At 41.5% G+C, this 26,136-nt stretch carries 20 protein-coding genes and 1 tRNA gene; 3 read left to right on the top strand and 18 right to left on the bottom strand.

What is annotated here, in order from left to right:
* Positions 1-50 precede the first annotated feature (50 nt).
* Entirely contained in the window at positions 51-2,279 is a 2,229-nt protein-coding gene (locus E7B10_RS06160; protein WP_287510529.1) for a sel1 repeat family protein, read from the top strand.
* A 12-nt stretch (positions 2,280-2,291) separates the two neighbouring features.
* Positions 2,292-3,470 carry an MFS transporter gene (locus tag E7B10_RS06155; protein ID WP_008603175.1) on the top strand — a complete coding sequence of 393 codons (1,179 nt, stop codon included), beginning with the start codon at positions 2,292-2,294 and terminating at the stop codon, positions 3,468-3,470.
* A gap of 199 nt (positions 3,471-3,669) precedes the next feature.
* Here E7B10_RS06155 and E7B10_RS06150 read toward each other — a convergent pair whose 3' ends face one another.
* From E7B10_RS06150 to E7B10_RS06140, 3 genes are read right to left on the bottom strand one after another with little or no spacing between them, the layout of a single operon-like run.
* The gene (locus tag E7B10_RS06150) at positions 3,670-5,091 is read right to left on the bottom strand and encodes an anion permease (protein ID WP_008603176.1); all 1,422 of its coding nucleotides are present in this window, start codon (positions 5,089-5,091) and stop codon (positions 3,670-3,672) included.
* Between the two features lie 2 nt (positions 5,092-5,093).
* Complete coding sequence (locus E7B10_RS06145) at positions 5,094-6,233, bottom strand: PrpF domain-containing protein (RefSeq protein WP_316055544.1); 1,140 nt, start codon at positions 6,231-6,233, stop codon at positions 5,094-5,096.
* 24 nt (positions 6,234-6,257) lie between these two features.
* The gene (locus E7B10_RS06140) at positions 6,258-8,555 is read right to left on the bottom strand and encodes a hydratase (protein ID WP_287510532.1); all 2,298 of its coding nucleotides are present in this window, start codon (positions 8,553-8,555) and stop codon (positions 6,258-6,260) included.
* A 198-nt stretch (positions 8,556-8,753) separates the two neighbouring features.
* On the opposite strand from E7B10_RS06140, the gene E7B10_RS06135 reads away from it, so the two are divergent.
* Complete coding sequence (locus E7B10_RS06135) at positions 8,754-9,623, top strand: LysR family transcriptional regulator (protein WP_316055543.1); 870 nt, start codon at positions 8,754-8,756, stop codon at positions 9,621-9,623.
* Positions 9,624-9,939: 316 nt separating this feature from the next.
* Here E7B10_RS06135 and dcuC read toward each other — a convergent pair whose 3' ends face one another.
* The 15 genes from dcuC to cysK form a co-directional block, all read right to left on the bottom strand.
* A complete protein-coding gene (dcuC, locus tag E7B10_RS06130) occupies positions 9,940-11,193 on the bottom strand; it encodes a C4-dicarboxylate transporter DcuC (protein ID WP_004697950.1) in 1,254 nt (417 codons plus the stop codon).
* 238 nt (positions 11,194-11,431) lie between these two features.
* Positions 11,432-12,676, bottom strand: a complete 1,245-nt coding sequence (locus tag E7B10_RS06125) for a M20 family metallo-hydrolase (protein ID WP_278472863.1) — start codon at positions 12,674-12,676, stop codon at positions 11,432-11,434.
* A 62-nt stretch (positions 12,677-12,738) separates the two neighbouring features.
* A complete protein-coding gene (locus E7B10_RS06120) occupies positions 12,739-14,034 on the bottom strand; it encodes an amidohydrolase (RefSeq protein ID WP_195213531.1) in 1,296 nt (431 codons plus the stop codon).
* Between the two features lie 169 nt (positions 14,035-14,203).
* Complete coding sequence (locus tag E7B10_RS06115) at positions 14,204-15,148, bottom strand: DMT family transporter (RefSeq protein WP_278472867.1); 945 nt, start codon at positions 15,146-15,148, stop codon at positions 14,204-14,206.
* Position 15,149: 1 nt separating this feature from the next.
* The gene (locus tag E7B10_RS06110; RefSeq protein ID WP_195213533.1) at positions 15,150-15,626 is read right to left on the bottom strand and encodes a YhcH/YjgK/YiaL family protein; all 477 of its coding nucleotides are present in this window, start codon (positions 15,624-15,626) and stop codon (positions 15,150-15,152) included.
* A gap of 282 nt (positions 15,627-15,908) precedes the next feature.
* Positions 15,909-17,975: an elongation factor G gene (fusA, locus tag E7B10_RS06105; protein ID WP_316055542.1), complete on the bottom strand. Its 2,067-nt coding sequence runs from the start codon at positions 17,973-17,975 to the stop codon at positions 15,909-15,911.
* A 403-nt stretch (positions 17,976-18,378) separates the two neighbouring features.
* A complete protein-coding gene (hydE, locus tag E7B10_RS06100) occupies positions 18,379-19,515 on the bottom strand; it encodes a [FeFe] hydrogenase H-cluster radical SAM maturase HydE (RefSeq protein ID WP_229039634.1) in 1,137 nt (378 codons plus the stop codon).
* A complete protein-coding gene (locus E7B10_RS06095; RefSeq protein ID WP_195213535.1) occupies positions 19,502-20,248 on the bottom strand; it encodes a YaaA family protein in 747 nt (248 codons plus the stop codon). Before E7B10_RS06095 ends, hydE begins: the two co-directional genes overlap by 14 nt.
* Positions 20,226-20,828, bottom strand: a complete 603-nt coding sequence (locus tag E7B10_RS06090) for a hypothetical protein (RefSeq protein ID WP_008603200.1) — start codon at positions 20,826-20,828, stop codon at positions 20,226-20,228. The genes E7B10_RS06095 and E7B10_RS06090 overlap by 23 nt, the downstream gene beginning before the upstream one ends.
* Before the next feature lie 306 nt (positions 20,829-21,134).
* The gene (locus E7B10_RS06085) at positions 21,135-22,394 is read right to left on the bottom strand and encodes an Nramp family divalent metal transporter (protein WP_316055541.1); all 1,260 of its coding nucleotides are present in this window, start codon (positions 22,392-22,394) and stop codon (positions 21,135-21,137) included.
* A 19-nt stretch (positions 22,395-22,413) separates the two neighbouring features.
* Complete coding sequence (locus E7B10_RS06080) at positions 22,414-23,163, bottom strand: hypothetical protein (RefSeq protein ID WP_120055852.1); 750 nt, start codon at positions 23,161-23,163, stop codon at positions 22,414-22,416.
* Between the two features lie 208 nt (positions 23,164-23,371).
* Positions 23,372-23,462, bottom strand: a tRNA-Ser gene (locus tag E7B10_RS06075).
* Between the two features lie 50 nt (positions 23,463-23,512).
* On the bottom strand, positions 23,513-23,947 hold the full coding sequence (locus E7B10_RS06070; RefSeq protein ID WP_128113961.1) for a DNA starvation/stationary phase protection protein: 435 nt from the start codon (positions 23,945-23,947) through the stop codon (positions 23,513-23,515).
* A gap of 402 nt (positions 23,948-24,349) precedes the next feature.
* Positions 24,350-24,961 (bottom strand): serine O-acetyltransferase EpsC, encoded by a 612-nt coding sequence (gene epsC, locus E7B10_RS06065; protein WP_120055854.1) that lies wholly within the window; start codon positions 24,959-24,961, stop codon positions 24,350-24,352.
* A gap of 163 nt (positions 24,962-25,124) precedes the next feature.
* Positions 25,125-26,039, bottom strand: coding sequence for a cysteine synthase A (gene cysK / locus E7B10_RS06060; RefSeq protein ID WP_195394533.1), 915 nt, complete (start codon positions 26,037-26,039; stop codon positions 25,125-25,127).
* Between the last annotated feature and the right edge of the window lie 97 nt (positions 26,040-26,136).

The following is a 26,136-nucleotide window of genomic DNA, read 5'->3' as shown; positions in this document are numbered from 1 at the left end:
AAATTACATATGTTGTCAGCTTCTACTGATTATTATGCGGAGGAGAGAGAATGAGTTTTTATTTTACTGATCAAATACAGCAGTCTTTCAATAAAATATTCCATCAATGTAATAAAGATATTGCTTGGGCGGGCAAGGCTGAGCTTGATGCCCTTGTGAAATTGGACGAGGAAGGTCAAAAGATTCCAGGTATCGGCGATGTGTACGCTATTTTGGCGCGCGTCTATTCTGGACCTCAGTTCACGTGGATTGAAGCAGGCTTCCCTGAGGATGACACAAAGGCGTATAGTTATTTACATACGGCTATTCGCAAAGGCAGTGCCATCGCTATTTTACAAGCTATGCGTACCTCTGGTGCCCTTACACCAACTATTGAAAAAGAGTTGCCTATGACGAAGGACCAAGCATTCCAGCGCGTCTATGAGGGCGCCCAAAAGGGTTGTTCCTACTGTGCCTACGCCATTGCCAATGTATACCAATGGGGGGATTACCACATCTTACCATCGGCTCGAAAGGTGGCTAACGAAGGTGAACCATCTACCTTTGTCCGTTTCTTAAAAAGCTTATTTGTACAAGCAGATCAACGTAGATCGACCAATAAAATAAATGCTATTGCTCAACAATGGTTGCGTAAATCTGCCGATGCAGGCCTTGTTATTGCATACCGAAACTTGCGCATTACCTATGTAGAGCAAGATAATAGGGCAATGGAAGAACAAGTCATTTTTGAAGGTGCCAAAGCAGGTTTGCCACTCATGATGTATTTAGCAGGCGATATTTGTAAGTCTCGCGGGGAGCATGAACGAGCTCTCGAATATTTTGAGCGTGGTGCGGCCATGAATAATGGCATGTGTTTGCGTGAAGCTGCCGAGTACTATGCAAAACCATGTGAGTCTAACAAAAGAATTCCTCAGAATATTCAAAAGGCCCTCAAATACTATGAGCGTGCTGCTATAAGCCCAGATTATTTAGACTTTAACGACCACGCTTATGCTACCATGCAAGCCATCATTCTTCGCACCTTGAATATCGATGGTCAGTCTCAAGACTGGTCTCGCATCGCTCACTTATTGCAACAACCAGCTATTTACACGCTCGATGCTATTTGGCCGTATCTCGCTTATGTATTTACTTTCAAAAAAGGTAATACCCCTGCTATAAGAACCGCCATAGAGTGCGTCAATCAGGCTAGCAAATGTTTCGATAGATACGGTAGTTATGACTATGCGGACCATCTATGGCAACTGGCCGCCGGCTATTGCTACGAAATTGGTGCCATTACAAAAGAACCTGATTTAGACCAAGCCGTTACGTTCTACGAGCATGCTCGTGAAAGCATCAATCGTCTCAACACAAGAAACGATAATTGGTTAGGTACTGGTGAGCCGTTGGCAATTCCTGACGAAGCCTCTGAGCGATTAGAGGCCTTTGAACTCGTTGATGGACATTATCAGTACAAAGAAGGGATAACGCAATCTTCTACAACATGTAACCCTATGCCACCTGCATGGCCGCAAAACTCTGTCGATGTATTAGAAATCTTCGAGAATTCTACTACTGGTTGGCGCACGAATAAATACGACTGGAATTTCATTCAACGGGAATGGGATACACAAAAATATCTCAGCTTTATCATCTATGATAATCGTCAATCCATAGAAAACATCATTTACGATGTGTACAGTATCGTTATGTTCCACAATGAAGACAAAAACTCTTGTACTATCTATCTATACGGCTACATTGAGGAGCCTAGCGAACTAGATGAAAACGTGGATCCTAGGGTATATGAAATAAGATACTTTAAAGAAATGTCCATTCCTGCAGGTCTCGCTTTAATTAAAGACTTCTATGATAATGCTACATTGCCTGTGATTGATGAAAGCTGGGAGAAACAGTACAAAAATACTACGCCTCCTAGAGAATATGTATTAACTTGTGACAACGATATCTTCTACCTCAATCAATATGAACTTTCCAATCAAATGATTAAGGATGCCTTAGAAGGCGTAGCCAATGGCAAGTACGATATCATTGCGGTTCGCCCATCTAACCTCGACGATCCGGGTATTAGCTACTTCATCGAGCGCGGAAAAGGTAAAAACTTACATATTTCTCTCTATATCACTATAGAAGACGACGTAGAAGATGACATCGTATATGGCTTTAAACGGGAATCTAGCAACTTAACCTCCATTAATTACTGGATCCAAGAATCTATAGCAAGCAATAAACTTCCGGACTTAAGCGATTGGGAAGAAGTTAAAAAGAAAGACTAAAGGAGGGATACTTTGGAAACGTGGAAACGAACGGTGTACATTTGCGCATTCTGCATATTCTTCATGTCCCTCGGGATTAGTCAGGTAAGCCCTATTCTCCCTCTATACTTCCATGAAATGGGCTTAAGCGATACAGGATCGATAGCACAATGGTCCGGTGCCTCCATGGGCATCACCTTCCTCATTGTCTGCTTAGCAGCTCCCTTCTGGGGCCGATTAGCAGACCGTAAGGGACGTAAGATTACCCTCATACGCTCTAGTCTTGGTATGGCTATATGTAGTATATTATTGGGCTTTCAGACTACACCAGAAGGTGTGTTCCTCGTTCGTACATTGCAAGGGTTAGTAAGCGGTTTTTACCCCGCATCGGTAACACTTATCGCGTCAGAAACACCGCAAAACCATACAGGTTGGGCTCTAGGGATTATAGGATCCTTTAGCCTTGCAGGCTCACTAGCCGGTCCGCTTGTAGGAGGGTATCTCAGTGATGTAGTAGGTATTCGAAATGACTTCTTTATCATCGGGGCCCTTATGCTTATCTCCTTTGGCTTGACGGCAATGCTGGTACATGAAAACTATGTTCCAAAGCCACTTGTTGAGAAGCAAACCTTTAGAAATCTAAAAACTCACTTACCTGAGTTTTCTAGTTTAGTCGCTTTATCTGCAACCTCCTTCCTGTATGCCATTTCGGTTACCGCCATCTCCCCCATTATGACGGTTTACATTAAAGGAATGCTACCAAGCAATACGGAAAATATAGCCTTCATATCTGGTGCTGTGTTCTCTGCCATGGGTATCGCCCAATTCTTTAGTAGCTCTCCACTCGGGAAATTAGTAGACCGTATAGGCCCTAGAAAGGTGCTCATCTACTCGATGATCTATGTAGGTCTACTCAATATACCGCAAGCCTATGTGGACTCTGTGTATGTACTTGGGTTTATCCGTTTCTTGCAAGGTTTTGGGCTAGGTGGTATGTTACCTGCGCTCAATACCTATTTAGCATCAAAAACACCTAAGGAATATACGGGACAAGTATTCTCGTACAATCAGTCTTGTTTGTCTATGGGTTACTTTCTAGGCTCCTTTGGTGGTTCCATTGTAGCCGCTCAATTTGGCTTCACAACCCTTTTCTGGGCATGTAGCCTTACCTTTATCGGCGCTGCCCTATGGGTTGCGTTAAAACTAAAGTAACGCCGTAATACAACGAAAATAGTGCAAATGCATTAAAGAAACTATATAAACAAATAAAAAGAGCTGTTCTCAGAACTCAGATGTGTACTGATTCCGAAACAGCTCTTTTATTATATTTTTTGTAAAAGTTTAGAAAATTTCACTAGCTAGGGGATGATCATTCTATATGTATAGAATAACTATTGTCTCTAGTTAGGTATTATAGGATACCGAGGATTTCCCACCATGCGTAGCCCACTGTAAGGTTTACGATGAAGCACATGATAGCGAAGATACCGCCGATAATCCACCAGCTCTTAACTGTGTTGTAACCTGCACCGAATACGATTGGAGCCGCTGCACCGCCGTAGTGAGTCAACGCACCACCGTAGGAGTTTGTAGCAGCTAGTAACAAGGACAACGCCATTGGGTTTACACCCGCTACTTTACCTACAGTAAGGAATACTGGAAGCATGGCTACAACGTACGCACTACCAGAGGCGAACAAGTAACGAACAGCGATACTGATAGCGCCGATGATAATAAGAGCCAGCATCGGGTTGTCGCCGAAGTTGAAGTGTGTCCCCATAAAGTCAGCTAACCATTCAAAGAATTTAACCTTGGACAACGCACTGGACATACCGATGATACCACCGAACCAGATCAATGTGTTCCAAGCACCTTTGGATTCAAGCATATCTTCCCATTTGATTACGCCTGTTACAAGCGCTGCTACCATGGCTACGATAGCTACTGCTGTTGCATCAAGGGAGAATTTAATGCCAAAGCCTTGCGTCAAGATGGAAGGCAACGCCCAGCCAACTAAGGCAAGAATAAAGATAGCAATAAGAGATTTCTCGCGACCAGACATAGGTCCAAGTTCTTTCAAACCTTCATCAGCAATCGCATGAGAGTCGATGTGTTGAATAGATGGTTTGTCTAAGTAGTATACCAAAGCAGGTGTAATGAGAAGCATTACAAGACCTGGTACTACGAGTGCTAATGCCCAAAGGCCCCAGTTAATATCTACACCGAGGATTTTGTTCATGTAGTCAGCAGCCAATAAGTTTGGTGCCATTGCTGTAGCGAACATCAAGCTTGTTACCTTAGTTACCATGTATGTGTTAACCATGAGGTAAGAACCAGCTTTTTTAGCGCTTTCACCAGGCTCAGAACCTAACGCTTTTGCTACAGAGTTCATGATTGGGAACACGATACCGCCACAACGTGCTGTGTTGGAAGGTGTTACTGGGGAAATAATAAGATCTAATAAAGCAGTTACATAGCCAAGACGCAATGTAGTGTGACCTAAGGATTTAATCAATAGGTACGCAATACGACGGCCAAGGCCTGTTTTTACGAACGCCACACTGAGGGAGAACGCAGAGAATACTAACCATACTGTGGTAGATGCATAGCCAGACAATACGTTTTTCGTAGCATTCAAGAAAATTGCAGAACCTGCAATAGATAATAACAAGATAATTGGTGCTGGCCAAGGTTTAACAACAAGACCAACGATAGCCATTAAATAGAAACCTAGCAGTCGCCAAGCTCCAACGCTCAAACCTTCTGGCGGTGTAATGAACCACATTGCCAGAGGAATGGCAAACATAATTGCAATTTTAAGTAGCTTATTCATTCTTACTCTCCTTTAACATAAGCTATGCCTTTCATAATCGGTCGCGCCGTTCTAGCGACGCCCGCCTTCTCCACATGCCAACCCTTATCTTTGGTTAGGCATATTTCGAAATCAAATTTCCCTGATGGATGCGCTAAAGTAACTTGATTCGTTTCTTTAGCACGTTCGCTCACTACTTCGTTCGCCACCGTACCCGTAATAAGCGCTGCTGTAGCTGTACAAATACCACCTGTAACAGCATACGCTTTATGCATTACAGCTAGTGCCTTTGTACGCGCCACGATGTCTATACTATTCCCCTTGATAGTTCGACCATCGCTTGCCACGTAGGTTTGTGGTGCGGACACCATGCATACCTTTGGAACTGCAGGACTAGCAGCCTCTTTAGATGGAGCAAGTCCCATCATTACAGCTGCAGTAGTGCGAATATCTTCAAGTGTATTGAGTAATACACCGCCATCCGTTTCTGTGAAAGCCGGTAATTCCGTGCCTTCATAACCAAAGTCTGTAGCCTTTACAAATACAGCTGGATTAGCTGCATCTACGAGACTGACTTGGATTGTGCGACCATCAGCCAATGTAATTGTGTCTTGTACATTGCCTGTTGGTAGTAGCTTACCTGTCTTAGAACCGCCAGGTTCCAAGAAATATAATGTAATACGAGCACCTGTACCAGGTACACCATCGATAGCAAAATCACCGTCAATAACAGGTTTACCATCTCGGACTGGCACGTGAGCTTCGATAACCTTATTTGTATTTGTGTTAAAGATACGAACCACTGTTTCTGGTTCTACGGCTTTCACAAAGCCTTCCATAATAGCAAATACCCCTGCACCAGCAGAAATATTGCCACAATTACCTTCGTAATCTACCACCGCATCAGCGATACCGACATAACCAAAGGCGTAGTCGATATCCGCATCATCGCGGTCAGAAGGGTTTACGATAGCTACCTTGCTCGTCAATGGATCGGCACCACCGATACCATTAATTTGACGCGCATCGGGAGAGCCATATAAATCTAAAATCATACGATCCCGAGCAGCTGGGTCAGTTGGAAGCGTATCTTTTAACAGATACGTCCCTTTACTAGTACCGCCGCGCATATAAGTAACAGGAATTTCTTTATACCCGTTCATAACTTACTCCTTTATGTTCACCACTTACGCTTTGCAATTTGCATAGTAGTTGATGAGACACCCTGCTGCGATAATATCTTTTTCTTCATCGCTGAGGTGCCCTAAATGTAATGTGATTTCTGCTTTCTTCGCACCTCCACTGATAACATATGCTGTGTAATCATCGGAGTCAGAGAATAATTGGTCACGCACATTTGGCACATATACATAGTCGCCTACGACCATAGTTTTAGAGTCTTCTTCGCTAGTTACGAACGGTAACATGCCCCAGTTAATTACATTGCTGCGATAACGTTTTGTAGCATATTCAATAGCGATATTAGCACCGCCACCCAATACACGTTGACAGGATGCTGCTTGCTCACGAGCAGAGCCATCACCCGGACGATTAGCATATACCATGCTGGAAACAGCTGTAGACTTAGCCATATCTTCTACAGATTCTGACAAGCCAAGAGCTTGCTTAACCTCTTCGTATGCAGCGACTAACTCTACTGTACTTTCACCTTCTTGACGAGATTTTTCCCAATCGCGAACGGTTTTAGCACGACCTACATATTCAGGAACCTTACGGCTCAAGGCAAATTCAGACAATGCATATGGATCTGAACGGAAGGAAGATGTTTCACCAGATGGAATCAACTCATCCGTAGTCGTTACAGGGTCATCGATATAGGCAACTACTTTGAGCAATACATTTGGGGTCAATTCTTTAATAGCTGGCCAAGGTTTAATGGATGGTCCATAAATGAGTTCAGTATTTTTTTTAGGCTCATTGAAGCCGCTATATACTTTGCTTTCATAAGGTTTATCATCATAGTGGTAAGCTGGTACTACATCATCATAATCGATATCAGTAGCCGCAGTTAATGCACCACCGTTAATAGCAGTAGCCGCTACGGAACGGGAGTCGAGAAGTGCAACGGAAGAAATTTGTCCGTTACCAGGTTTAGAACCTTCGCGATTCGGGAAGTTTCGTGTCGCATGACGACCACTGAGTCCAGTATTGTTAGGTGTATCACCTGCACCAAAGCATGGCCCGCAGAAAGCTGTACGCACGATGGCACCAGCACTCATAAGATCTACAAGAGCACCATTTTTCATAAGTTCTAAGTAAATTGGTTGGCTAGAAGGATAAACGCTAAATGCGAAACGACCGGAACCTACGCTCTTACCGCGTACGATGTTAGCCGCTTGCATAATGTTTTCATATAAACCACCAGAGCACCCTACGATGATACCTTGATCTAAATGCAATTTGCCGTCAAAATGTTTTTCAGGCAATTGTAAAGACAAGGATTTATTATCTAATTGCTCTACCGCTTGACGTTCGATTTCTGCTAATAAATCGCGACCACCTTCGTTGATTTCTTTAATTGTATATACATTGCTTGGATGGAATGGCATAGCAATCATACTTTCCACTTCCCTAAGATTAACTTTTACTAGGCCATCATAATAAGCTACATCACCAGGGTTAAGCTCTTTGTACGCATCACCGCGACCATGAAGTGTCAAGAATTCTTTCGTTGTACTATCTGTTCTCCAAATAGTTGTAAGGCATGTAGTCTCTGTAGTCATTACATCGATGCCGTTACGGAAGTCCATGGATAAATGTTCAATACCAGGGCCTACGAATTCCATTACTTTATTTTTCACAAAGCCGTTTGCGAATACAGCTTTTTCAATAGCGAGTGCCACGTCTTGTGGACCTACGCCGTGTTTAGGTTTTCCATCGAGGTAAATAGCGATAACTTCTGGACGTTGTACATCATACGTACGGCCAAGCAATTGTTTTACAAGCTCTGGACCGCCCTCACCAATCGCCATAGTACCAAGAGCACCGTAACGAGTATGACTGTCGGAACCGAGAATCATTTTGCCACAGCCTGCCATTGTTTCACGCATATATTGGTGAATAACTGCAAGATGAGGAGGTACATAGACGCCGCCGAAGCGTTGTACTGCAGATAAGCCAAATACATGGTCGTCTTCGTTAATTGTGCCCCCTACAGCGGCTAAACTGTTGTGGCAGTTTGTCAAAATGTAAGGGATTGGGAATTTATCTAGACCACTAGCAATAGCCGTTTGAATAATACCAACATAGGTAATATCGTGAGATGTTAAGGCATCGAATTTGATGCGTAAATCTTGATCACCTTCGTGTTGTTGGTGGTCCATTAAAATACGGTACGCCATCGTTTCCTTATAGGCGCGCTCTTTATTAAAAACTTCTTGCTGATCAAGGGCTGCACTAGAATCCGCAGGAACGATATCCGTACCGTGATATAAAAATACACCATTTGAAATTAACTCAACCATGACTTGCTCCTTTATTACTTTCAGGCATGTGTAAACCTTTACAAACACTATATTTTCACCATGTTTATTGGTGAAAGTTCCATTACTCTTACTAGTACCTAGTCTTTAGTTATATCTAATCTGTATAGCCCTAGCGTCCCCTCGTCTGTACCAACTCTATGGGATAGAGTACAATAATACATATATAAAGGAGAGTTTATGGACACGAAAGATTGTACAATTTTAAAAACCTTAGCAGAGGAAAATAATATTACTTATGCGGCACGTCGTCTATTTATGACGCAACCTGCATTGAGTGAACGGATAAAAAAATTAGAAAAGGAATTTAACTGTCCCATCATCAACCGACAAGCTCGTGGTGTAGAGTTTACCTATCAAGGTCAACGCCTTGTACGATACGCCGAAGATTTGCTCAATTCCTATACTTCGGTGCGCCAAGAGCTATTAGCTATGGGTAGTGAACCACGCGGTACATTAAACCTAGGATGCTCAAATGTATTCGCAAAGTATCATATCCCCCATATCTTATCCACCTTTAAAGAGGCTTATCCACATATTGATATCATCATGTATACGGGACTTAGCTATAAGCTATACCATGACTTCCTTGAAGGCCGCTTACATGCTGCCATCATTCGCGGTGCCCACACTTGGACAGAGTCGAAAGAACATATCTGGTCTGAACCATTCTGCTTCTTCAACAAAACGCCTTGTGCCGTAGAGGATTTACCTCGTCTGCCCTATATTCACTATCAAACAGATCCGAATTTACAGCAAACTATAGATGATTGGTGGTATTCTCACTACTCACAACCACCGATGCGCATCATCGAAGTGAACGACATCGATACCTGTATGAAGCTCGTCAACCAAGGACTTGGTTTTACCATCCTTACCAAAAGCTGTGGCAACGATTACCCTAAACTATTTAAGGAAACCTTAAAGGATCTTGATGGTCACATCATGACTCGTGATACGTGGATGTACACCCGTAACAGCGCCCTTGAGTCCAAGCCAGTACAGGCTTTTTACTCATTTATGAAAACCTGGGCAGACACAAAGGCATAGTATATATTCCTTTAATACATATAATATATTATGAAAATGCAATAAAAACAAATTGCGTTTTTCTTTGGTATCCATAAATATTACTTATATCTCAACTTTCAATATATGCGTAAAAATCATATAATTAGCCGCTTACATATAATCAATTGATTAGTCTCTTATATACAATCATCTTGATTACCATGCTAGTTTAAATCATATGAATTGGTGCTTTGATACAAATATATTGATTGGCTATTAAAAGTTATAACAAAGAAAACCCGTCATGATCACAACAATCATGACGGGTTTTCTTTTACAATATAGTTTTATTGAACTAGAGTAACAATAGCATGATGACTACAGTCGCAATAATACATGGGACGGCATTGCGTTTCGCCATTTCCATAGGGTTGATACCTGCAAGTCCCGCAATGATGATACCTGCTCCTGCTACAGGACTCATACTTCGACCGATACCAGCACCGATTTGAGCCATGGATCCAAGTTGCATAATACCATAACCAAAGTCTGCTGCATGCGGTGTTACAGCACCGTTAAAGGCAAGAGCTGCCGCATTACCAGAACCAGAAATAACCGCCAATAAGAACGGACCAAAGGCTGCCCCGATTTGGGCGATTTGTTGAGAGTTCTTCATTCCATCAATAAGGGCACTTGTAAGTCCAATGAGTTGCATCCCTGCTGTAAAGCATGCTGCTGCAGCCATAAGGCCCACTACATCACACATACCATCTCCAGTACCACGGAAGAACTTCTTAACAGCTTCTGCCACATTAGGACGCACGGCAATGATACCAATAGCAGTACCGATGAGCATAGATACAGGAACGGAGATTTCTGGAATCACCGCTACCTGTTTACTACCTAATACAAGTAAAACAAGAGGAATAATTGGAATGATTGCATAGAAATAATTTACTTTGAACTCTTTGCCTTCCTCTACAGTATCGTTTTTCATTACATACCCTGTATGCTCCTTCTTAACGATAGCTACAATATTAAGCAAAATAGCGGCTACTACGATACCGATAATTGCTTGCATGGAGAAGCTGGCAATAACTGTCATTACGTCTACCCCCGCCAGTTGTGCCACTTGAGGGTTAAACATAAGGCCTGGACTCAAGGAGCTGCCCCATGTGCCTAAAAAAATAGCAGAACCAGCCATTGCTGGATGTACTCCAGAACGAATGAGGGCAGGAATTAAGAGTGCACCTACAGCCGCAGCACAACCTGCCGCTGTAGGTAGTGCAATGTTGATTAAGAATGTAATAATAACGGCACCTGGGATGATGATTTTAGTCATCTTTTTAAGCCCTGCAGAAATGAAATACACCATATGCTCCGTACATTTTGTATATTCCATAACATAGCTAAAACCTAACACCGTACAGATTGTAGGCACAAGGCCTGGATTTGTAAGTTCTTTCACAAAGGCCGTCGTACCAGCGCCAAGCTGCCCACCAATAAAGCACATTAATAAGCCTGATAATAATAAAACGAGCCGCGTTTCAAACTGTTTAATAATAGCGATAAACGTCGCTACTACGATAACAATACCTGTAATAACCATAACTCTCCTATCCGTGTACATAGGATGCAAGATAGCTATATCCCCTCTATAAACACTTTACACCCAATACACAACTAACAACACTAAATACAATAATCCTATCTATGTCTTACACCTAATAGGCCTAACAATAGTAAAAGTAATCACTTAATTATATACAGTATAATCATATAACTATATAACTACTTATCTATATAACTACATAAATACATAAAGAATAAATACATAAAGAAATATATTAAACAAGCTTTGTTTCTTCCAAGCTAAGTTTTCTAAGCACCTTATCAAGCACCTCTGCACCCGTTACGATATCATCCATTTCAGCAAATTCTGCAGGATTATGACTGATGCCATCGCGACATGGAATAAAGATCATTCCCGTAGGAACTGCCTCCGCCCAATGCATCGCATCATGACCGGCACCGCTCGGCATTGTCATGTACTCTATACCGACAGACTTAACAGCCTCTTCGATTTCTCGAATCATCGCCGGGTGCATCTCCACTGGATGGTCCTGTGCAATTGTTTCAATTGTATACGATAATCCACGTTTCTCGGCAGTAATGTCGATAAATTCCTTAACGAGAGTAACTACAGAATTGCGAGCTACCTTAGAAATGCTACGAATATCTACCCCTAGCTTTACAGCACCAGGAATGACATTCATCGCGCCAGGCATAACCTCTACAACACCAACAGTACCCACCACGGGTGGCTCCTCTTGCATGGATGCAATCTCCTCGATGCCGAGGATGATTTTTGAAGCTCCACATAGAGCATCATGACGCAAGTTCATCGGCGTAGCGCCACTATGATCGGCATTGCCCCGAATGGTCACATAGAATCGCTCTGGCGCTGCAATACCAGTCACAATGCCAATCGTTTTCTGTTCGTGCTCTAGTACCTTTCCTTGTTCTATATGAATTTCTGTGAAAGACTTTACAGGTCGTTTATATTCCATTTCTTCAATCCCATCGGGATTTAAGTTGCGACCTTTCAATGCTTCGTACAAAGAAACTCCTTGTTTATCTACCAATCGGTGTAAGTCTTGTAATCTTAATTCACCACGCATGGCCTTACTACCTAGTGTAGCATTCCCAAAACGACCGGACTCTTCGCACATGAAGGATACCACAGCGATGGTATGGTCATGTTCATAACTATCGTCAGTCATGCTACGAATTACTTCAATGGCAGATAACACGCCCACCACACCATCGTAATTACCTCCATTGGGTACGCTATCTGTATGAGACCCTACCATGACAACTGGTAAATCTGGTTTCTTACCAATCTTATAGCCAATGACATTACCAAAATCATCTATTTCAACGGATAAACCCGCATCAGTCATGCGGTCTATAATATATTGCCGTCCTGCCCAATCTGCATCGGTGAAAGCAAGGCGATTAATGCCCTCACCAGATGCCGTCAATTGGGCCATAGCCTCAAAATCTTTAACCAATCGCTCTCGTTGAATCATGTAACACCTCACAATCTATTACATCAATTACTGACAAACCATATGATGCTAGTACATAAAGCTTATTTTAAATAGTGAGCTGCAATAGTACCTAATGCAACGATACCATTTAGCATATCTTCTTCATCGATATCAAAGAGCGGATTGTGATGTGGCGCTTTAATAGCAGAACCTACTACCATGTAGGTTGCTCTACCGCCGCGATCGATGACACGATTCAAGAAGTACGCACAGTCTTCACTGCCGCCACCACTGTAATCGAATGGCACCTCTTTAAAGATCCCAAGTGGTTCCACGATAGCTTGTACTTCACGAGCTAAATCATCACTGATACGACCTGCAGGAGTTTCTCCTTGTTTTGTGATTTCAAAGGTACAATCATGCATTTCTGCAGCACCTTTAATAATAGTCTTCGACCGTTCAATCATGTAATCATTGATTTCTGTCGTAGCACCACGAGTTTCTAGTTTAAGCACCGCCACATCAGGCGTCACATTGCGGCCTGTACCGCTTTCAAAAACACCTACATTCATACGAGAAGCGCCTTGACTATGACGAGCGATGGCTTGTAAGTTAAGAACTGCTGTACAGCCGGCGAGCATTGCATTTTGTGCCTTTTCAGGAGAGCCCCCGGCATGAGCAGAATAACCGTGGAACACCGCATCAAGTTTTGTTGTCGCTAAGAAGCCATGATCGCTACAAGCAAAGCAATTGGATAATTTTTCGTTAAACCCAATATGCATGCCGAACATCAAATCTACATCATCTACTACGCCTGCTTCCGCCATCGCTTTAGCACCGCGTACACCTTCCTCTGCTGGTTGGAAGATGAGTTTGATAGTGCCTTTGAATTCATCCTTGTGCGTAGCCAAGTATTCAGCTAGGCCTAGCCCCATCGTCATATGTGCATCATGACCACAGGCGTGCATCGCCTTATCATGACAAGAACGGAACCCGCCCTTTGCGGGTACATGGTTATCATCTTTAGCTTCAATGACATCATTGGAATCCATGTCTACACGAAATGCTACTACAGGGCCTTCACCACCAAACTTCATAGTTGCAACAATGGCCGTTTTACCATAGCCCATCTTTTCAACAAGCTCAGGATTTGCGCCTTCTTTGATGGCTCGATCCATAGCAGCTTTCATAACCTCATCACTAGGCAAGCCCATGCGAGATTCTAAATCGAGTACATCTGCGCCTAACGCCACATCATAGCCCAAAGAAATAAGCGTATCCGCCACTTTCGCAGCAGATCGATACTCAAGCCAAGCAGGCTCAGGGTACATATGAAAGTCGCGACGCATAGCGATTAACGCATCGCGTCGTTGTTGCACAAAATCTTTTACAGACATAAATACCTCCTTAACAAACTAATAATCACGTATACATTTACTATATGAATTGAAATGTAAATAGTCAACTAAATGGCGCATGTATACAGTATCTAAAATATACTTTATGTTACAACAAAAAACACATATACCACGAAATGATTTCTGTGATATATGTGTTCTTATCGATTTATTCTAATATTGTTTTATTCAGTTTTGCCAGTACTTCTCGTTTAATAGTTCGTTGTCTATCCCAAGCGATGATAACAACGGTAGAAATAATCATAGCCATACCAATTAGTCCTAATAGACTAAATTCATTTCCTAAAAAAGCCCACCCAAAGAAAGCCGCCGAAATAGGTTCAATAGATGACAAAATAGAGCCTGGTACGGCCCCAATTCGTTTAACCCCTTCTAAATAGGCATTGAAAGATACTATCGTCCCGAGAAATATGACATTGAAACAACCAATAACAGTCCATGCGTCCCACACTGCATATGAGTTTGGTTGATGAAATAATATAGCGGCTACAATACCGCTAATGAGCATCCCGAATCCTACAATAGGTAAGGTACCATATTTGTAGAGTAAATCAACAGGAGAAATACTATATACAGCTACACCGATAGCAGATAAAAGGCCCCATACGAGAACCATTAGAGGGAAGCTTTCAATAGAAAGGCCATCATCATTGCCCATTAAACAAATGGTCCCCACTAAAGCAAGTATAACAGAAACCATCTCTCCCTTGGATGGTCGTTTACCATAGCGAACAAGCAGATAAATAATAATCATAGATGGTGCCAGATATTGTAATACCGTTGCAATACCAGCTCCCGCTAAAGCAATGGATCTGAAGTATGTATATTGGCATAAGGCCATTCCAAATACGCCAAAAACAATGAGTCCTAGCGTATCTTTTACACTATGAAATACATTAAAGATAGAATTTCCAAATCTAAACCATGCATAAATAACAGTTAGTAAACCTGCTGTAATCAATCGCATAGTTACTAGCCATTCCAAATTCATATTTCTAAAATTGCTTAAGAACTGTACGGATGCACCTGATACACCCCATAAAACAGCCCCCAATAGAGTTATAATAACACCAATAACTTCATATTGTTTCATACTACTCACCGAGCAAAGATACGTGAACTTTCACAACCACCTTACGGATTTTGATAGGTTTATCGTTTACAGCAAGCAAGGGCCGATGAACATCAGACGGGAAGAATACAGTGTAGTACCCTTCTGGGCAATGGATTTGCCCTTCATCAACAGCTTCATTAGGATAGAAATAGCAATCTCGATCCGGATAGGACTCCACAGGTTTAATGAAACCTTTATCTACGAAAAAGCCCATGTTTTCCTCGCCGCTCACCATAAATTGGATATCTACATAATTACGATGCGATTCCGGTTTTGTGGCTTCAAATAGTTTTGTTTCTACATCATCTACATTAGCATACATCATGTCACCCTCGATGGCATGACGTCCTCCAGGCAACGCTTTCAAATCTGTGTTTTTCAAGAAATCCAAAGCGCGCACAATGGCTTTAGGATAGCCCATTTTTGTATAATCTGCGGTAATACTAGAGAAAAACATACACAATCCTTTCACAATATCTATGAATATGGCACCACAATAAACCAATTATATTACCTTTTATGTTAGCACATATATACATAAAGAACTAGCTATTCTCTTATGTAAAAGCCCTCCATACGCTACATATATGGAGGGCCTCAGTAAAATACTATTCAAATTTATGACTTACGTCAATTATTACGCTATGAAATTGTTACAGTATTAAATTGTTACATTATGCAATTGTCTATTCAGTTGTAGTGATTCAAACTGTATTAGATACAGCATGTGGCCATTACCTTATTCTTGGGTTTTATGAGCAGCGATAATTTCTTCCGCTTGCTTATGTGGAACCTCTTCATAGGTATAGAACTGACGGTTAAATACACCTTGTCCTTGTGTAATGGAGCGTAATGCAGTCACATAATCGGACATTTCAGCCAATGGTACTTGTGCTTTAACAACAGAAATACCTGTTCTTTCACTTTGTTCCATTCCTAATACACGACCTCGACGGCTATTCAAATCACCCATGATGTCGCCCATGAAAGCATCTGGTGCAAACACGTTGACTTCATAGATTGGTTCTAATAGGACTGGTTTCGCCTTAGGAATCACATCCTTGATAGCCTGTGACGTAGCTACTTTAAATGCTAACTCTGAGGAGTCTACACTGTGGTAAGATCCATCCAAGAGTGTCACTTGCACGCCAATCATAGGATATCCTGCAATTAGGCCTTTATCTAGGGTTTCTTTGGCACCCTTTTCCACTGCTGGTATGTATTGTTTAGGTACAGCACCACCAAAAATTTTGTCTACGAATGCAAATTCGCTACCATCATATAATGGATCCACTTGAATCTTAACGTGACCATATTGACCATGACCGCCACTTTGTTTCTTATACTTAGACTCGGTTTCAGCAGAGCCTTTAATGGTTTCGCGGTATGGAATATATGGAGCCACAAGTTTAGCTTGTACGCCGTATTTACGGTCCATTTTGTTGAGGATATGCTCGAGATGTACTTCACCCATACAATCGATTTGTAATTGGCGAGCTTCAGCATTTTTCACTACTACGCAAGTAGGATCTTCTTCCGCCACTTTAAGAACAGCACTAGCTAATTTTTCCTCCTCACCTTTTTTCACTGGTTCCATAGCCACTGTATACAAAGGTTGAGGGAAACGGATAGCATCGTATGTCACTTTAAAGTCAGGAGCCGTTAATGTATCGCCGGTCTTAGCATTGGCCAATTTCGGTATAACTACGATATCGCCAGCTTTTGCAGCAGATACAGGGATTTGTTGCTTCCCGATAAGGGTAACCATCTTGCCCCATTTTTCTTCTACACCTTGGTTTACATCATAAAGGCGATCGCCTTCTTTCAGTTCACCAGAGAAGATACGTACAAAGCTTTGTTTGCCTGCGAATAGGTCTAACAATGTTTTAAATACGAATGCAGTTAATGGTTTATCTACATGTACAACACATTGTTCGCCGGTTTCCGCATCAGTTGCGGTCATCACTTTTTTAGTTGCATCCGGCATGTAACGGATCATCCGATCCAATACTTGATCTAAGCCAATACGAGATGTGGCACTGCCACACATGATTGGGCACACACGGCCACTAATCATCCCTTCACGCAAGCCTTGGCGGATTTCCTCTAAGGATAATTCTTCGCCTTCTAAATATTTTTCCAACAACTCATCGCTACCTTCAGCCGCGGCTTCTACGGTCATTTCCCGAATTTCTTGAGCCTTTTCGATAAGGTGAGCTGGTACAGCGACCTCTGTTGGTTGGCCGTCCTTATAAGTAAACGCAGTCATTTTCGCTACGTCTACAACGCCTTCAAAATCGGCGCCTTCACCGATAGGAATCTGCAATGGCATAATGCCTTTGCCAAATAATTCCCGCATTCTTTCAATAGTGCCAAAGAAATCAGCACCATCGACATCCATTTTATTGATAAATGCCATGCGAGGCATTTGTAATTCAACTGCATAATCCCATGCGCGAACTGTGTCAGTTTCTACACCAGATGTGGAGGATAGCACCATCAACATACCATCACAAGCACGCAAAGCGGCACGAACTTCGCCATGGAATTCGTTATAGCCTGGAGTGTCTATGAAGTTAACCTTATGTTCATGCCACTCACATGGCGCCATGCCCAATTGAATAGTTACATTACGTTTAATTTCTTCCGGTTCAAAGTCCATAATATGTTTATTATCTTGACCTTTACCTACGAAATCAACCGCACCAGAAGTTAACAACAAGGATTCAACAAGAGCTGTTTTGCCCGCACCATCGTGGGAAACAACAGCAACGTTTCTAATTTTATCACTACTGTACTCTTTCATTGGAATCGCCTCCTTACTGGCAAATTACGGCTTTGCTAATACATTTCGACACTACAATAAAAAAATCCTCTTTTTCTGAGAAAAATTTCTTAGAAAAAGAGGATTATATACTAATACTAAATTAGAACAAAAATTTTAGTATTCCTATGTAGATCCTAAACTTAATTAAATTATTAATAAGACTTTATCGGTATATCCTATATATAGATGGGACTAGTGTCCTCACAAAGTTATAAAAAAGACGGTCTGTACTTGTGCCGCGACATCAGGAACGAGGAGCAAGCAAGTATAGACCGTCTTTTTTAATTAAGTTGTCGTTATGTAACGGGGCCCCATCTATATATAGGCAATACTAGTGGTAAATATATTAATTCACTAAATAATTTAGTTAAAACATAGAATACTAAAATTTCCCCGTCCGTTTGCCGTAGTGTTTAGAGTCCCCATTTTGTTTCCAACCCACTGTATCACCGATGGACATTACGCGGCGCGTCAAGCAGTCTTTACATTGTTCTGCATTGTCGTCTACGCATGGCTTGTTATCATATAGCAAATATTTTGCACGGTGTTCAGGAATGGTGATGATAGGCATAAGGATATTCGCCCCTGCGGCTAAACCTTTTTCACGGCCTAGCTTATCGAGTGCTTGTAATGCAGTAGTAGCTGCGATATTTACGTCTTTCAAAAATAAACGAGTCAACGCAATCATCTTGAGCCCCAGTTGAACACGACGCAATTTACCTGCTTCGTCATCGATACCCATCGCCAATGCTTCTTGACCTAGAGGCGTATCGTGATGCACCACATAAGGGCCCATGCCGATCATGTCGATATCCATGTCGCGATAGAACAAGATATCGTTCACAAGATCTTCCTCAGTTTGACCAGGTAGGCCAATCATAACGCCTGTGCCAACTTGAAAGCCTACGCGGCGCAAACGACGTAAACATTCTACGCGCGTCTCAAAGGAGTGCAATTCATCACGAGGATGAATTTTATGGTATAAATCTGTATTAGTTGTTTCAATGCGTAATAAATAACGACTCGCACCGGCTTCACGCATGCGGCGGTACGCCTCTTCGCTTTGTTCCCCTACACACATCGTTATGCCAAGAGAACCATCACCAATGGCTTTAATGTCGCGAATTAAATCCACAACATAGTCTACAAAGGCATCATCACAGCGTTCACCAGATTGGAGTGTAATGGAACCATATTCATGGTCATATGCCCACTGCGCCATCTTGATGATGTCTTCGCGATTCATATCAAAGCGTTCCGCCTTATCATTTTCTCGGCGGATTCCGCAGTAATTACAATTCTTAATGCATCGGTTCGAGAACTCGATGAGGCCACGATAATACGCTACAGGCTTTACGTATTTTGCCTTTACTTCGTAGGCCTTTTTATATATTAACTGCAACTGTTCTTCATCAGTTACAGACATGAGAAATCTTAGTTCCTCCTCGGTCAGCCATTCATCGCCGACGAGGTCTTTTGCAAGAATGTCTTGCACTTGCAAACAATCACTTCCTTTCATAACGAATCGTCATCGATTCGCTTGGTATGGTGATGGATTCAATGTCAGTGACACAGGTAAATCCATTGATTTCGCGCGGCAAGTCCCGCACATGTTTCACTTGTCGTGTTAAACATTCGTGAGCCATCACACCTCGACTCATTTTGGAGGACGTACTCATCTGCTTAAACGTGTCGCCCCGTAATTCCCAAAATTCAATGGTTACCACCTTTGGATGGTTCACCATTTTTGCATATTCTTTAGATGCTAGGTTTAGGATCCAATCTTCCTTGTGAAAGTATGCATCCACTGCTTCACGCCATGTATCGTATAAATTAACGCCTACCTTATCAACCATATCGAGTCGATAATCGCGCACACCCATATTAGGTTCAACGACACCGTACAACGCAGACATTACAACGAGGTGGCTTTCACCAAAGGTCTTAGCCTCATCAGACAAGTTCTGCCAATCTAAATATTTAAAAGCAATGCCATCGTAGCTTTCACAAGCCACACCTACTGGCTGGGACTCAAAAGCTTGATAAAAGTCATATAAAGCTTGCGCCTTATCATCCTTTAGTTTTAAAGCTTTACCAAGAGCCGTTACATCGAGAGATCGGACATGTTTTATGATTTCGTGTGTGATGTGCGGCTGAAATTGTCTGTCTCGGACTGCATAATGTACTGCCTCATCATTTCTAGCAACATCGGCAATCGTTTTTGTCTTACTAGGAGAGAGGACGATTTTCATGAGATAATTCCGCCTTAATAGATTCCTCTGTCAAATTATCGATCAATTCTGGGTTCCACAACATGAGAGGCACCGCCACTACGTGGCTTGCTTTCAATTCTTTACATAATTTAATGCATTCTTTGAGATAATTAGAATCTTCATCTACAAGGTCGCATACGATAACCACGTGACGCCCTTTAAGGTTTACACCTTCATAATCGATACTTTCAGCAGATACTGTAAGCATGCCTGTTTCCAAGCGGCCTTCGCTCATGTCGTTCAAACGAGACATCAATACATGCTCAAGCATAGTAGATACAGGTGTCACTACGCGACCTATGCCGATAAGAGCCTCAGGTTGTGCATGAACGATAACCGTTTTCTTGCGTTTATCCGTTCTGAACTCAATAAGAGCTTTTTCTAAAGCGCCAAAAAATACGAATAACTGCCAAGGATCAAAAGAGCCTGTTTGGAACATATCGATAACAGAACCATCCTCATCCATATTGAGGCGCGTCAATAACTCTTCAGCAATGTCGTTAACCACAACACTAAAATCAGATTGTATTGTCTCTTGCACTTTGATTTCCTTTGCCATTAGGGCCTCCTAGTTTTCCATATATCACACTGCTAAGGAATATCCCCAACAGATATTATATTAATTTTAATTATACTATCTTTAATTGTACCATATTTTATACCCCTCTTGGGTATTCAAAGATACGCTTTTCACATAATAGATACGTTAGTAACATGACAAAAGGACCGCCATAGCGGTCCTTTGCATTTTAATTTTGTATTCTAATGTTGTACTCTAATATTATACTCTAATATTGTACTCTAATGCTGTATTCTAATTATGATTTTATAATAAACCTTTTGGTAACTAACAAAGAATATGCTCTTAGCCTACAATCAATAAGTAAATATTCATAATTGTAACGATGATACCTATGCCCCATAAGAGAATATTTGTAAATTTACGGTTCGCGTATTCTCCCATGACCTTGTGGCTACTTGTCATGTAAAGTTGCAAGAATATGGTGATAGGTAATTGCAAGCTCAAGAACATTTGAGAGAACAATAATGCTTGGAAGGAATCTGTAATAAACACGATCAATAATAAGGCTGGAATATATGTTAGTGCCAAGCCTAATCGCGTATGGAAGTCTTTCATATCATAAGACTCGCCAAACATTCCTGCAAAGATACTTGCCCCCGCCATACCTGCCGTAGCAGATGAGGCAAAACCTGCAAATAACAATGCTATCGCAAAAATAATACCCGCTGCGGGTCCAATGAGTGGTCGCAACAACTCCTCAGCCTGTTCAAGCTCTGTTACTTCAATTCCATGAGCAAAGAAAACAGCCGCCGCCAATATAATCATGGCGGAGTTAATCATCCACCCAATCCCCATAGATAACAAAGTATCGAGGAATTCATAGCGTAACTGCCGTTTCATTATCGCTGGATCTTGTGTATTGAACTGGCGACTTTGGATGATTTCAGAGTGTAAAAACAAGTTGTGAGGCATAATTACGGCCCCTAATATACTCAAAATAACGAGCATCGATGTATTAGGAATATTAGGATCCACCCAACCGATACCAGCCGCTGCCCAATCCACATTGACCATATTTACCTCAACGAGGTACGCCAACGCGATGAGGGACACAAAGCCAGCAATGATTCGCTCTAATTTACGATAGGAGTTCGTAATGAGCATGACCGTACAGATAAGAGCCGTCAGACTACTGCCTATCAAGATAGGAATACCAAAGAGCATCTTCAAGGCGATAGCGGCACCAATAAACTCAGCCAAGGCCGTCGCTGCCGCCGCAATTCCTGCCGTGCTAAGCACAAAGCGAGATGCATAACGCGGTAAGAATTCATAGGCACATTCCGACAAGCATTGACCGCGTACAATGCCTAAATGTGCCACATTATGCTGTAATAAAATGAGCATAATCGTAGATAGTGTGACTACCCACAATAATTCGTAACCATAACTGGCTCCAGCTGCCAAGTTAGCGGCCCAGTTGCCTGGATCGATAAATCCAACGGTTACGATTATACCAGGTCCTATATATTTAAAGACATCACTTACCTGTTGCTTACCGTTTTGATGGACAGTAAACAATTGTTTCTTTAAAAAATCAATCATTATAACCCCTTACCAAGAGTTATAGAGTGAACGTCATCTCCGTCTGCATACGAGCATCTGTTTTAGACTTTTTATCCTTGGAATCAGCGTAACGAATACGCACTTGATTATTTACCTTAACGCGAGAATCATCAATTTTAAATTTCTTCATTTTATCTTTGATCTGTTCATCTGTTAAAGCCCGTTCTTCCGGTTTTGCTACTTCATCGCCAGCCTTATCAAGGGCCTCTTGTTGATCCTTGGATACTTGATAGGTCTTACCAGATTTTTTAGCCCTTTCAGCACGCTTTTCATCTAGTTTTTGACGGCGCTCATCAGTAGCTTTTTTATCGCGAGCAATACGGTAATCCATTACATCACGCATATTTTCTTGGTAAATACGCAATGCATACTCTCGATCATTGTCGTTCATTTGCTCACGTTTTGTGACTACCTCATCGATAAGCGGCATAAGCTCATCCTTTGTGTAGCTAGCACCATCAAAAGTAAATCCGTGAGTATCTGTAATAGCACCATGTTTAATGAGCCTTTGTAACGCTGTATATGTCCAATCATTAGGCGTAATAACATCTGAGTTCACATGCTGTTGTCCTTTACTAGAACTACTAACAGCCTCTACATCAGCACTTACGCCATCCACCATAGGACGTGCACTTGGGATGGCAATACTTTCAGCATGACTAAACCCAACAGACGCAACAAGGCATAATGCACTAATGCCTAACGCTCGACGGATACGATTCATTTGACGTGTATGTTTTGTATTCATAAGAGTCTCCTTAAAATTACATTTTATACAATCTATTATATGAAACCCCTAGACATACGTCAACTCTATAACCTTACACACCTGTGTCATTCAATACTAATAAGGCCTTGGACTCACTCGAATCCTCACAAATTAGGCCTATATAAATAATATAATAAATCACTATTATACAAAAAGACCCCACATCGAGTGATGTGAGGTCTTTACATGGCGGAGGATTAGGGATTCGAACCCTAGCGACGGTAACCCGCCCTAACGATTTAGCAAACCGTCCTCTTCAGCCTCTTGAGTAATCCTCCATGCTTTACTGGGTAATCATATCATACCCAATAAGGCATTGTCAATCGTCTTATTTCAGCATAGATTCGATGAACCAGATCTGTTTTACATAGTATGCAACGTGATCTTCCATCATGCTTACGAGCAAGAAATCACCTTCTTCATCAGCTGCTGCACGAATTGCTACAGCTTGATCATTCATGTATTTAAAATCCTTAAGAAGGATATCAATTACCTTTGCTTGAGGAATGTCTTCTTGTCCCAATTCTTCGATTTTAGTCAATTTTGCGTATTCTCCGGAATTTACCAACGGAAATTGACCTTGCATTTTCACATGTTCTGCTACGGCATCAAAGTATTCAAAGGCTTCATCATAAATGGATTCCAAGTATTCATGAATAGATTTGAATTGCGGACCAGTTACATTGAAGTGTAGGTTATGTAATTTTACATTCCATACGGAAAGATCTGCTAAATATTGATTTACTTGTTGTACGTTTTTCATAATAAAACTCCTTTTTTCACTTAATTCTCAATTATAGTTTATTCTAAAAGCAGAACAAACACAGTTGGCTTCTACGCCATCAATTCGTTTATTTAATTTATAATCAATATTGATTATGTTTATATTTTACCAATAATGATTTTCCATGTCAATATATAAATAGATATTTTTGTATAAAAGTTTAATGAAAACATTATAACCATACTAAATCAAACATATCCCCAATCCAATCCAATACAATACAATCCATACCAAATCTAAATCCAATAATTCATAGAATCATATTTCTACGAATCATAAAAACCTCTAACTACTAGTTAATCTAATAATTAGAGGCTTGTATGATTCTATATTCAATATGACTCTATATTAAAATGAGTATATATTAAATACATTTTTATATTAAATATAGTATTCTATGTAATTATCAGGAATTTTCTTCTCCTCTGCTTGTGCAGCAGTTGCATTGCGACTAGGTTTACGGACATACATATTTTCTGGATCTGTTTCAAAGATTACCATATCCTTAGGAATATCATGTTTAATAACGAGATTACAACCGATCTTCGTGCGCGCCCCAATCGTAATATCCCCTAAGATTTTTGTACCCGTACCGATGAGTACATCATCTTCAATGGTCGGATGGCGCTTTACCTTTTTAGAAGACATCCCACCTAGTGTTACTTGATGGAACAAGGTTACATTATCGCCTACAATAGCCGTTTCACCAATAACAACCCCCATACCGTGATCGATAAAGAGACCGCGACCAATCGTCGCACCTGGATGGATTTCAATGCCCGTCACATGCCGAGAATGGAGAGCCACACGACGAGCCAAGATGGGCCACCCCGCCTTATATAAACGGTGGGCAAAGAAGTGCCAGAACAAAGCCGTAATATGAGGATATGTCCATATAACCATCCATACACTTGTGGCAGCTGGGTCAGAATCCATTACGCGCTTAATATTATATTGAATTTTGCCCCATAATTTGCGCAAACCTTGCATCATAGTGACTCCATCTCAAATAACTCTACTTAACATTCTACAAAAATATAGATATATCTAGTATACAACATATTTGGTCTATATTCCTATATATAAGGCTTTATATCTATATAGAACCTATTCTTTTACCAATCTAAAATTCAGTATTGTATCTATTTGAAATCTATTATTTAACGTATTCGTTGTTGCCAAAGTCCAAGAGGGATAAATATTTCTCTACCCCATCAGGTGCAATAACAACGATATTCGCCTTAGGTAACTCACGAGCCATGCGTTTTGCCGCTACAATGGCCGCCCCCGCGGAAAGGCCAATAGAGATACCACTTTCACGCATAAAGGTTTGCACCTCGCTAAAAGCTTCTTCGTCACTTACCGTTTGCACGCCATCCATCAATGTTTGGTCAAAGTTTTCAGGAATGAAACCAGCCCCAATACCTTGTATTTTGTGAGGACCGCCCTTACCTTCGGTAATAGCAGGAGATCCCGTTGGCTCTACAGCAATGGCTTTTAGATTAGGATTATGTTCTTTCAATCGTCTCGTAACGCCTGTGAAAGTACCACCCGTGCCGATACCCGCTACAAATACATCGACATTCGGCACTTGTTCTACAATTTCAGTACCCGTCGTGCGGTAATGCATATCTGGGTTTGCAGGATTTACGAATTGGCCCAAGGTGAAAGCATTTGGATACTTCTCTAAAATTTCATTGGCCCGCTCAAGAGCCCCCTTCATACCTGTTTCTTTTGGTGTTAAGATGAGCTGCGCCCCATACGCCTTGATAAGCTCACGGCGTTCTTTACTCATACTTTCAGGCATGATAATCACTGTTTTAATATGTAGAATAGCGCCTACCATAGCAAGAGCGATCCCCGTATTACCACTTGTGGCTTCTACAATGATGCTATCCTCATGGATGCGACCTTGCTCTTTTGCAGCTTGTAACATACCGAGTACGGCACGGTCTTTTACAGAACCACCTACATTATATTTTTCAAGCTTTACATAAATATTGGTATTTGGCAATTGATATATCGGTGTTTTACCAATAAGTTCAATTGTTTGGCTTGTTACTATACTCATCTAATCCTCCCTCTAGCGATAGATGATAAAAATCGCCCTTAGGAACATCCCAAGGACGATATTATATTGCACCTTGTTATTCACCATATACGGGGTA

The sequence above is a fragment of the Veillonella sp. genome (genome assembly GCF_032470285.1).
GTDB lineage: Bacteria > Bacillota > Negativicutes > Veillonellales > Veillonellaceae > Veillonella.
The sequence above is the reverse complement of the archived record's forward strand: the minus strand, read 5'-3'. Positions and strand labels throughout refer to the sequence as shown.

What these genes read in the sequence shown, in the direction of transcription:
- E7B10_RS06160 (WP_287510529.1), top strand. Translation starts at nt 51, where the DNA reads ATGAGTTTTTATTTTACTGATCAAATACAGCAGTCTTTCAATAAAATA.
- E7B10_RS06150 (WP_008603176.1), bottom strand. Translation starts at nt 5,091, where the DNA reads ATGAATAAGCTACTTAAAATTGCAATTATGTTTGCCATTCCTCTGGCA.
- E7B10_RS06145 (WP_316055544.1), bottom strand. Translation starts at nt 6,233, where the DNA reads ATGAACGGGTATAAAGAAATTCCTGTTACTTATATGCGCGGCGGTACT.
- E7B10_RS06140 (WP_287510532.1), bottom strand. Translation starts at nt 8,555, where the DNA reads ATGGTTGAGTTAATTTCAAATGGTGTATTTTTATATCACGGTACGGAT.
- E7B10_RS06135 (WP_316055543.1), top strand. Translation starts at nt 8,754, where the DNA reads ATGGACACGAAAGATTGTACAATTTTAAAAACCTTAGCAGAGGAAAAT.
- dcuC (WP_004697950.1), bottom strand. Translation starts at nt 11,193, where the DNA reads ATGGTTATTACAGGTATTGTTATCGTAGTAGCGACGTTTATCGCTATT.
- E7B10_RS06125 (WP_278472863.1), bottom strand. Translation starts at nt 12,676, where the DNA reads ATGATTCAACGAGAGCGATTGGTTAAAGATTTTGAGGCTATGGCCCAA.
- E7B10_RS06120 (WP_195213531.1), bottom strand. Translation starts at nt 14,034, where the DNA reads ATGTCTGTAAAAGATTTTGTGCAACAACGACGCGATGCGTTAATCGCT.
- E7B10_RS06115 (WP_278472867.1), bottom strand. Translation starts at nt 15,148, where the DNA reads ATGAAACAATATGAAGTTATTGGTGTTATTATAACTCTATTGGGGGCT.
- E7B10_RS06110 (WP_195213533.1), bottom strand. Translation starts at nt 15,626, where the DNA reads ATGTTTTTCTCTAGTATTACCGCAGATTATACAAAAATGGGCTATCCT.
- fusA (WP_316055542.1), bottom strand. Translation starts at nt 17,975, where the DNA reads ATGAAAGAGTACAGTAGTGATAAAATTAGAAACGTTGCTGTTGTTTCC.
- hydE (WP_229039634.1), bottom strand. Translation starts at nt 19,515, where the DNA reads ATGAAAGGAAGTGATTGTTTGCAAGTGCAAGACATTCTTGCAAAAGAC.
- E7B10_RS06095 (WP_195213535.1), bottom strand. Translation starts at nt 20,248, where the DNA reads ATGAAAATCGTCCTCTCTCCTAGTAAGACAAAAACGATTGCCGATGTT.
- E7B10_RS06090 (WP_008603200.1), bottom strand. Translation starts at nt 20,828, where the DNA reads ATGGCAAAGGAAATCAAAGTGCAAGAGACAATACAATCTGATTTTAGT.
- E7B10_RS06085 (WP_316055541.1), bottom strand. Translation starts at nt 22,394, where the DNA reads ATGATTGATTTTTTAAAGAAACAATTGTTTACTGTCCATCAAAACGGT.
- E7B10_RS06080 (WP_120055852.1), bottom strand. Translation starts at nt 23,163, where the DNA reads ATGAATACAAAACATACACGTCAAATGAATCGTATCCGTCGAGCGTTA.
- E7B10_RS06070 (WP_128113961.1), bottom strand. Translation starts at nt 23,947, where the DNA reads ATGAAAAACGTACAACAAGTAAATCAATATTTAGCAGATCTTTCCGTA.
- epsC (WP_120055854.1), bottom strand. Translation starts at nt 24,961, where the DNA reads ATGATGCAAGGTTTGCGCAAATTATGGGGCAAAATTCAATATAATATT.
- cysK (WP_195394533.1), bottom strand. Translation starts at nt 26,039, where the DNA reads ATGAGTATAGTAACAAGCCAAACAATTGAACTTATTGGTAAAACACCG.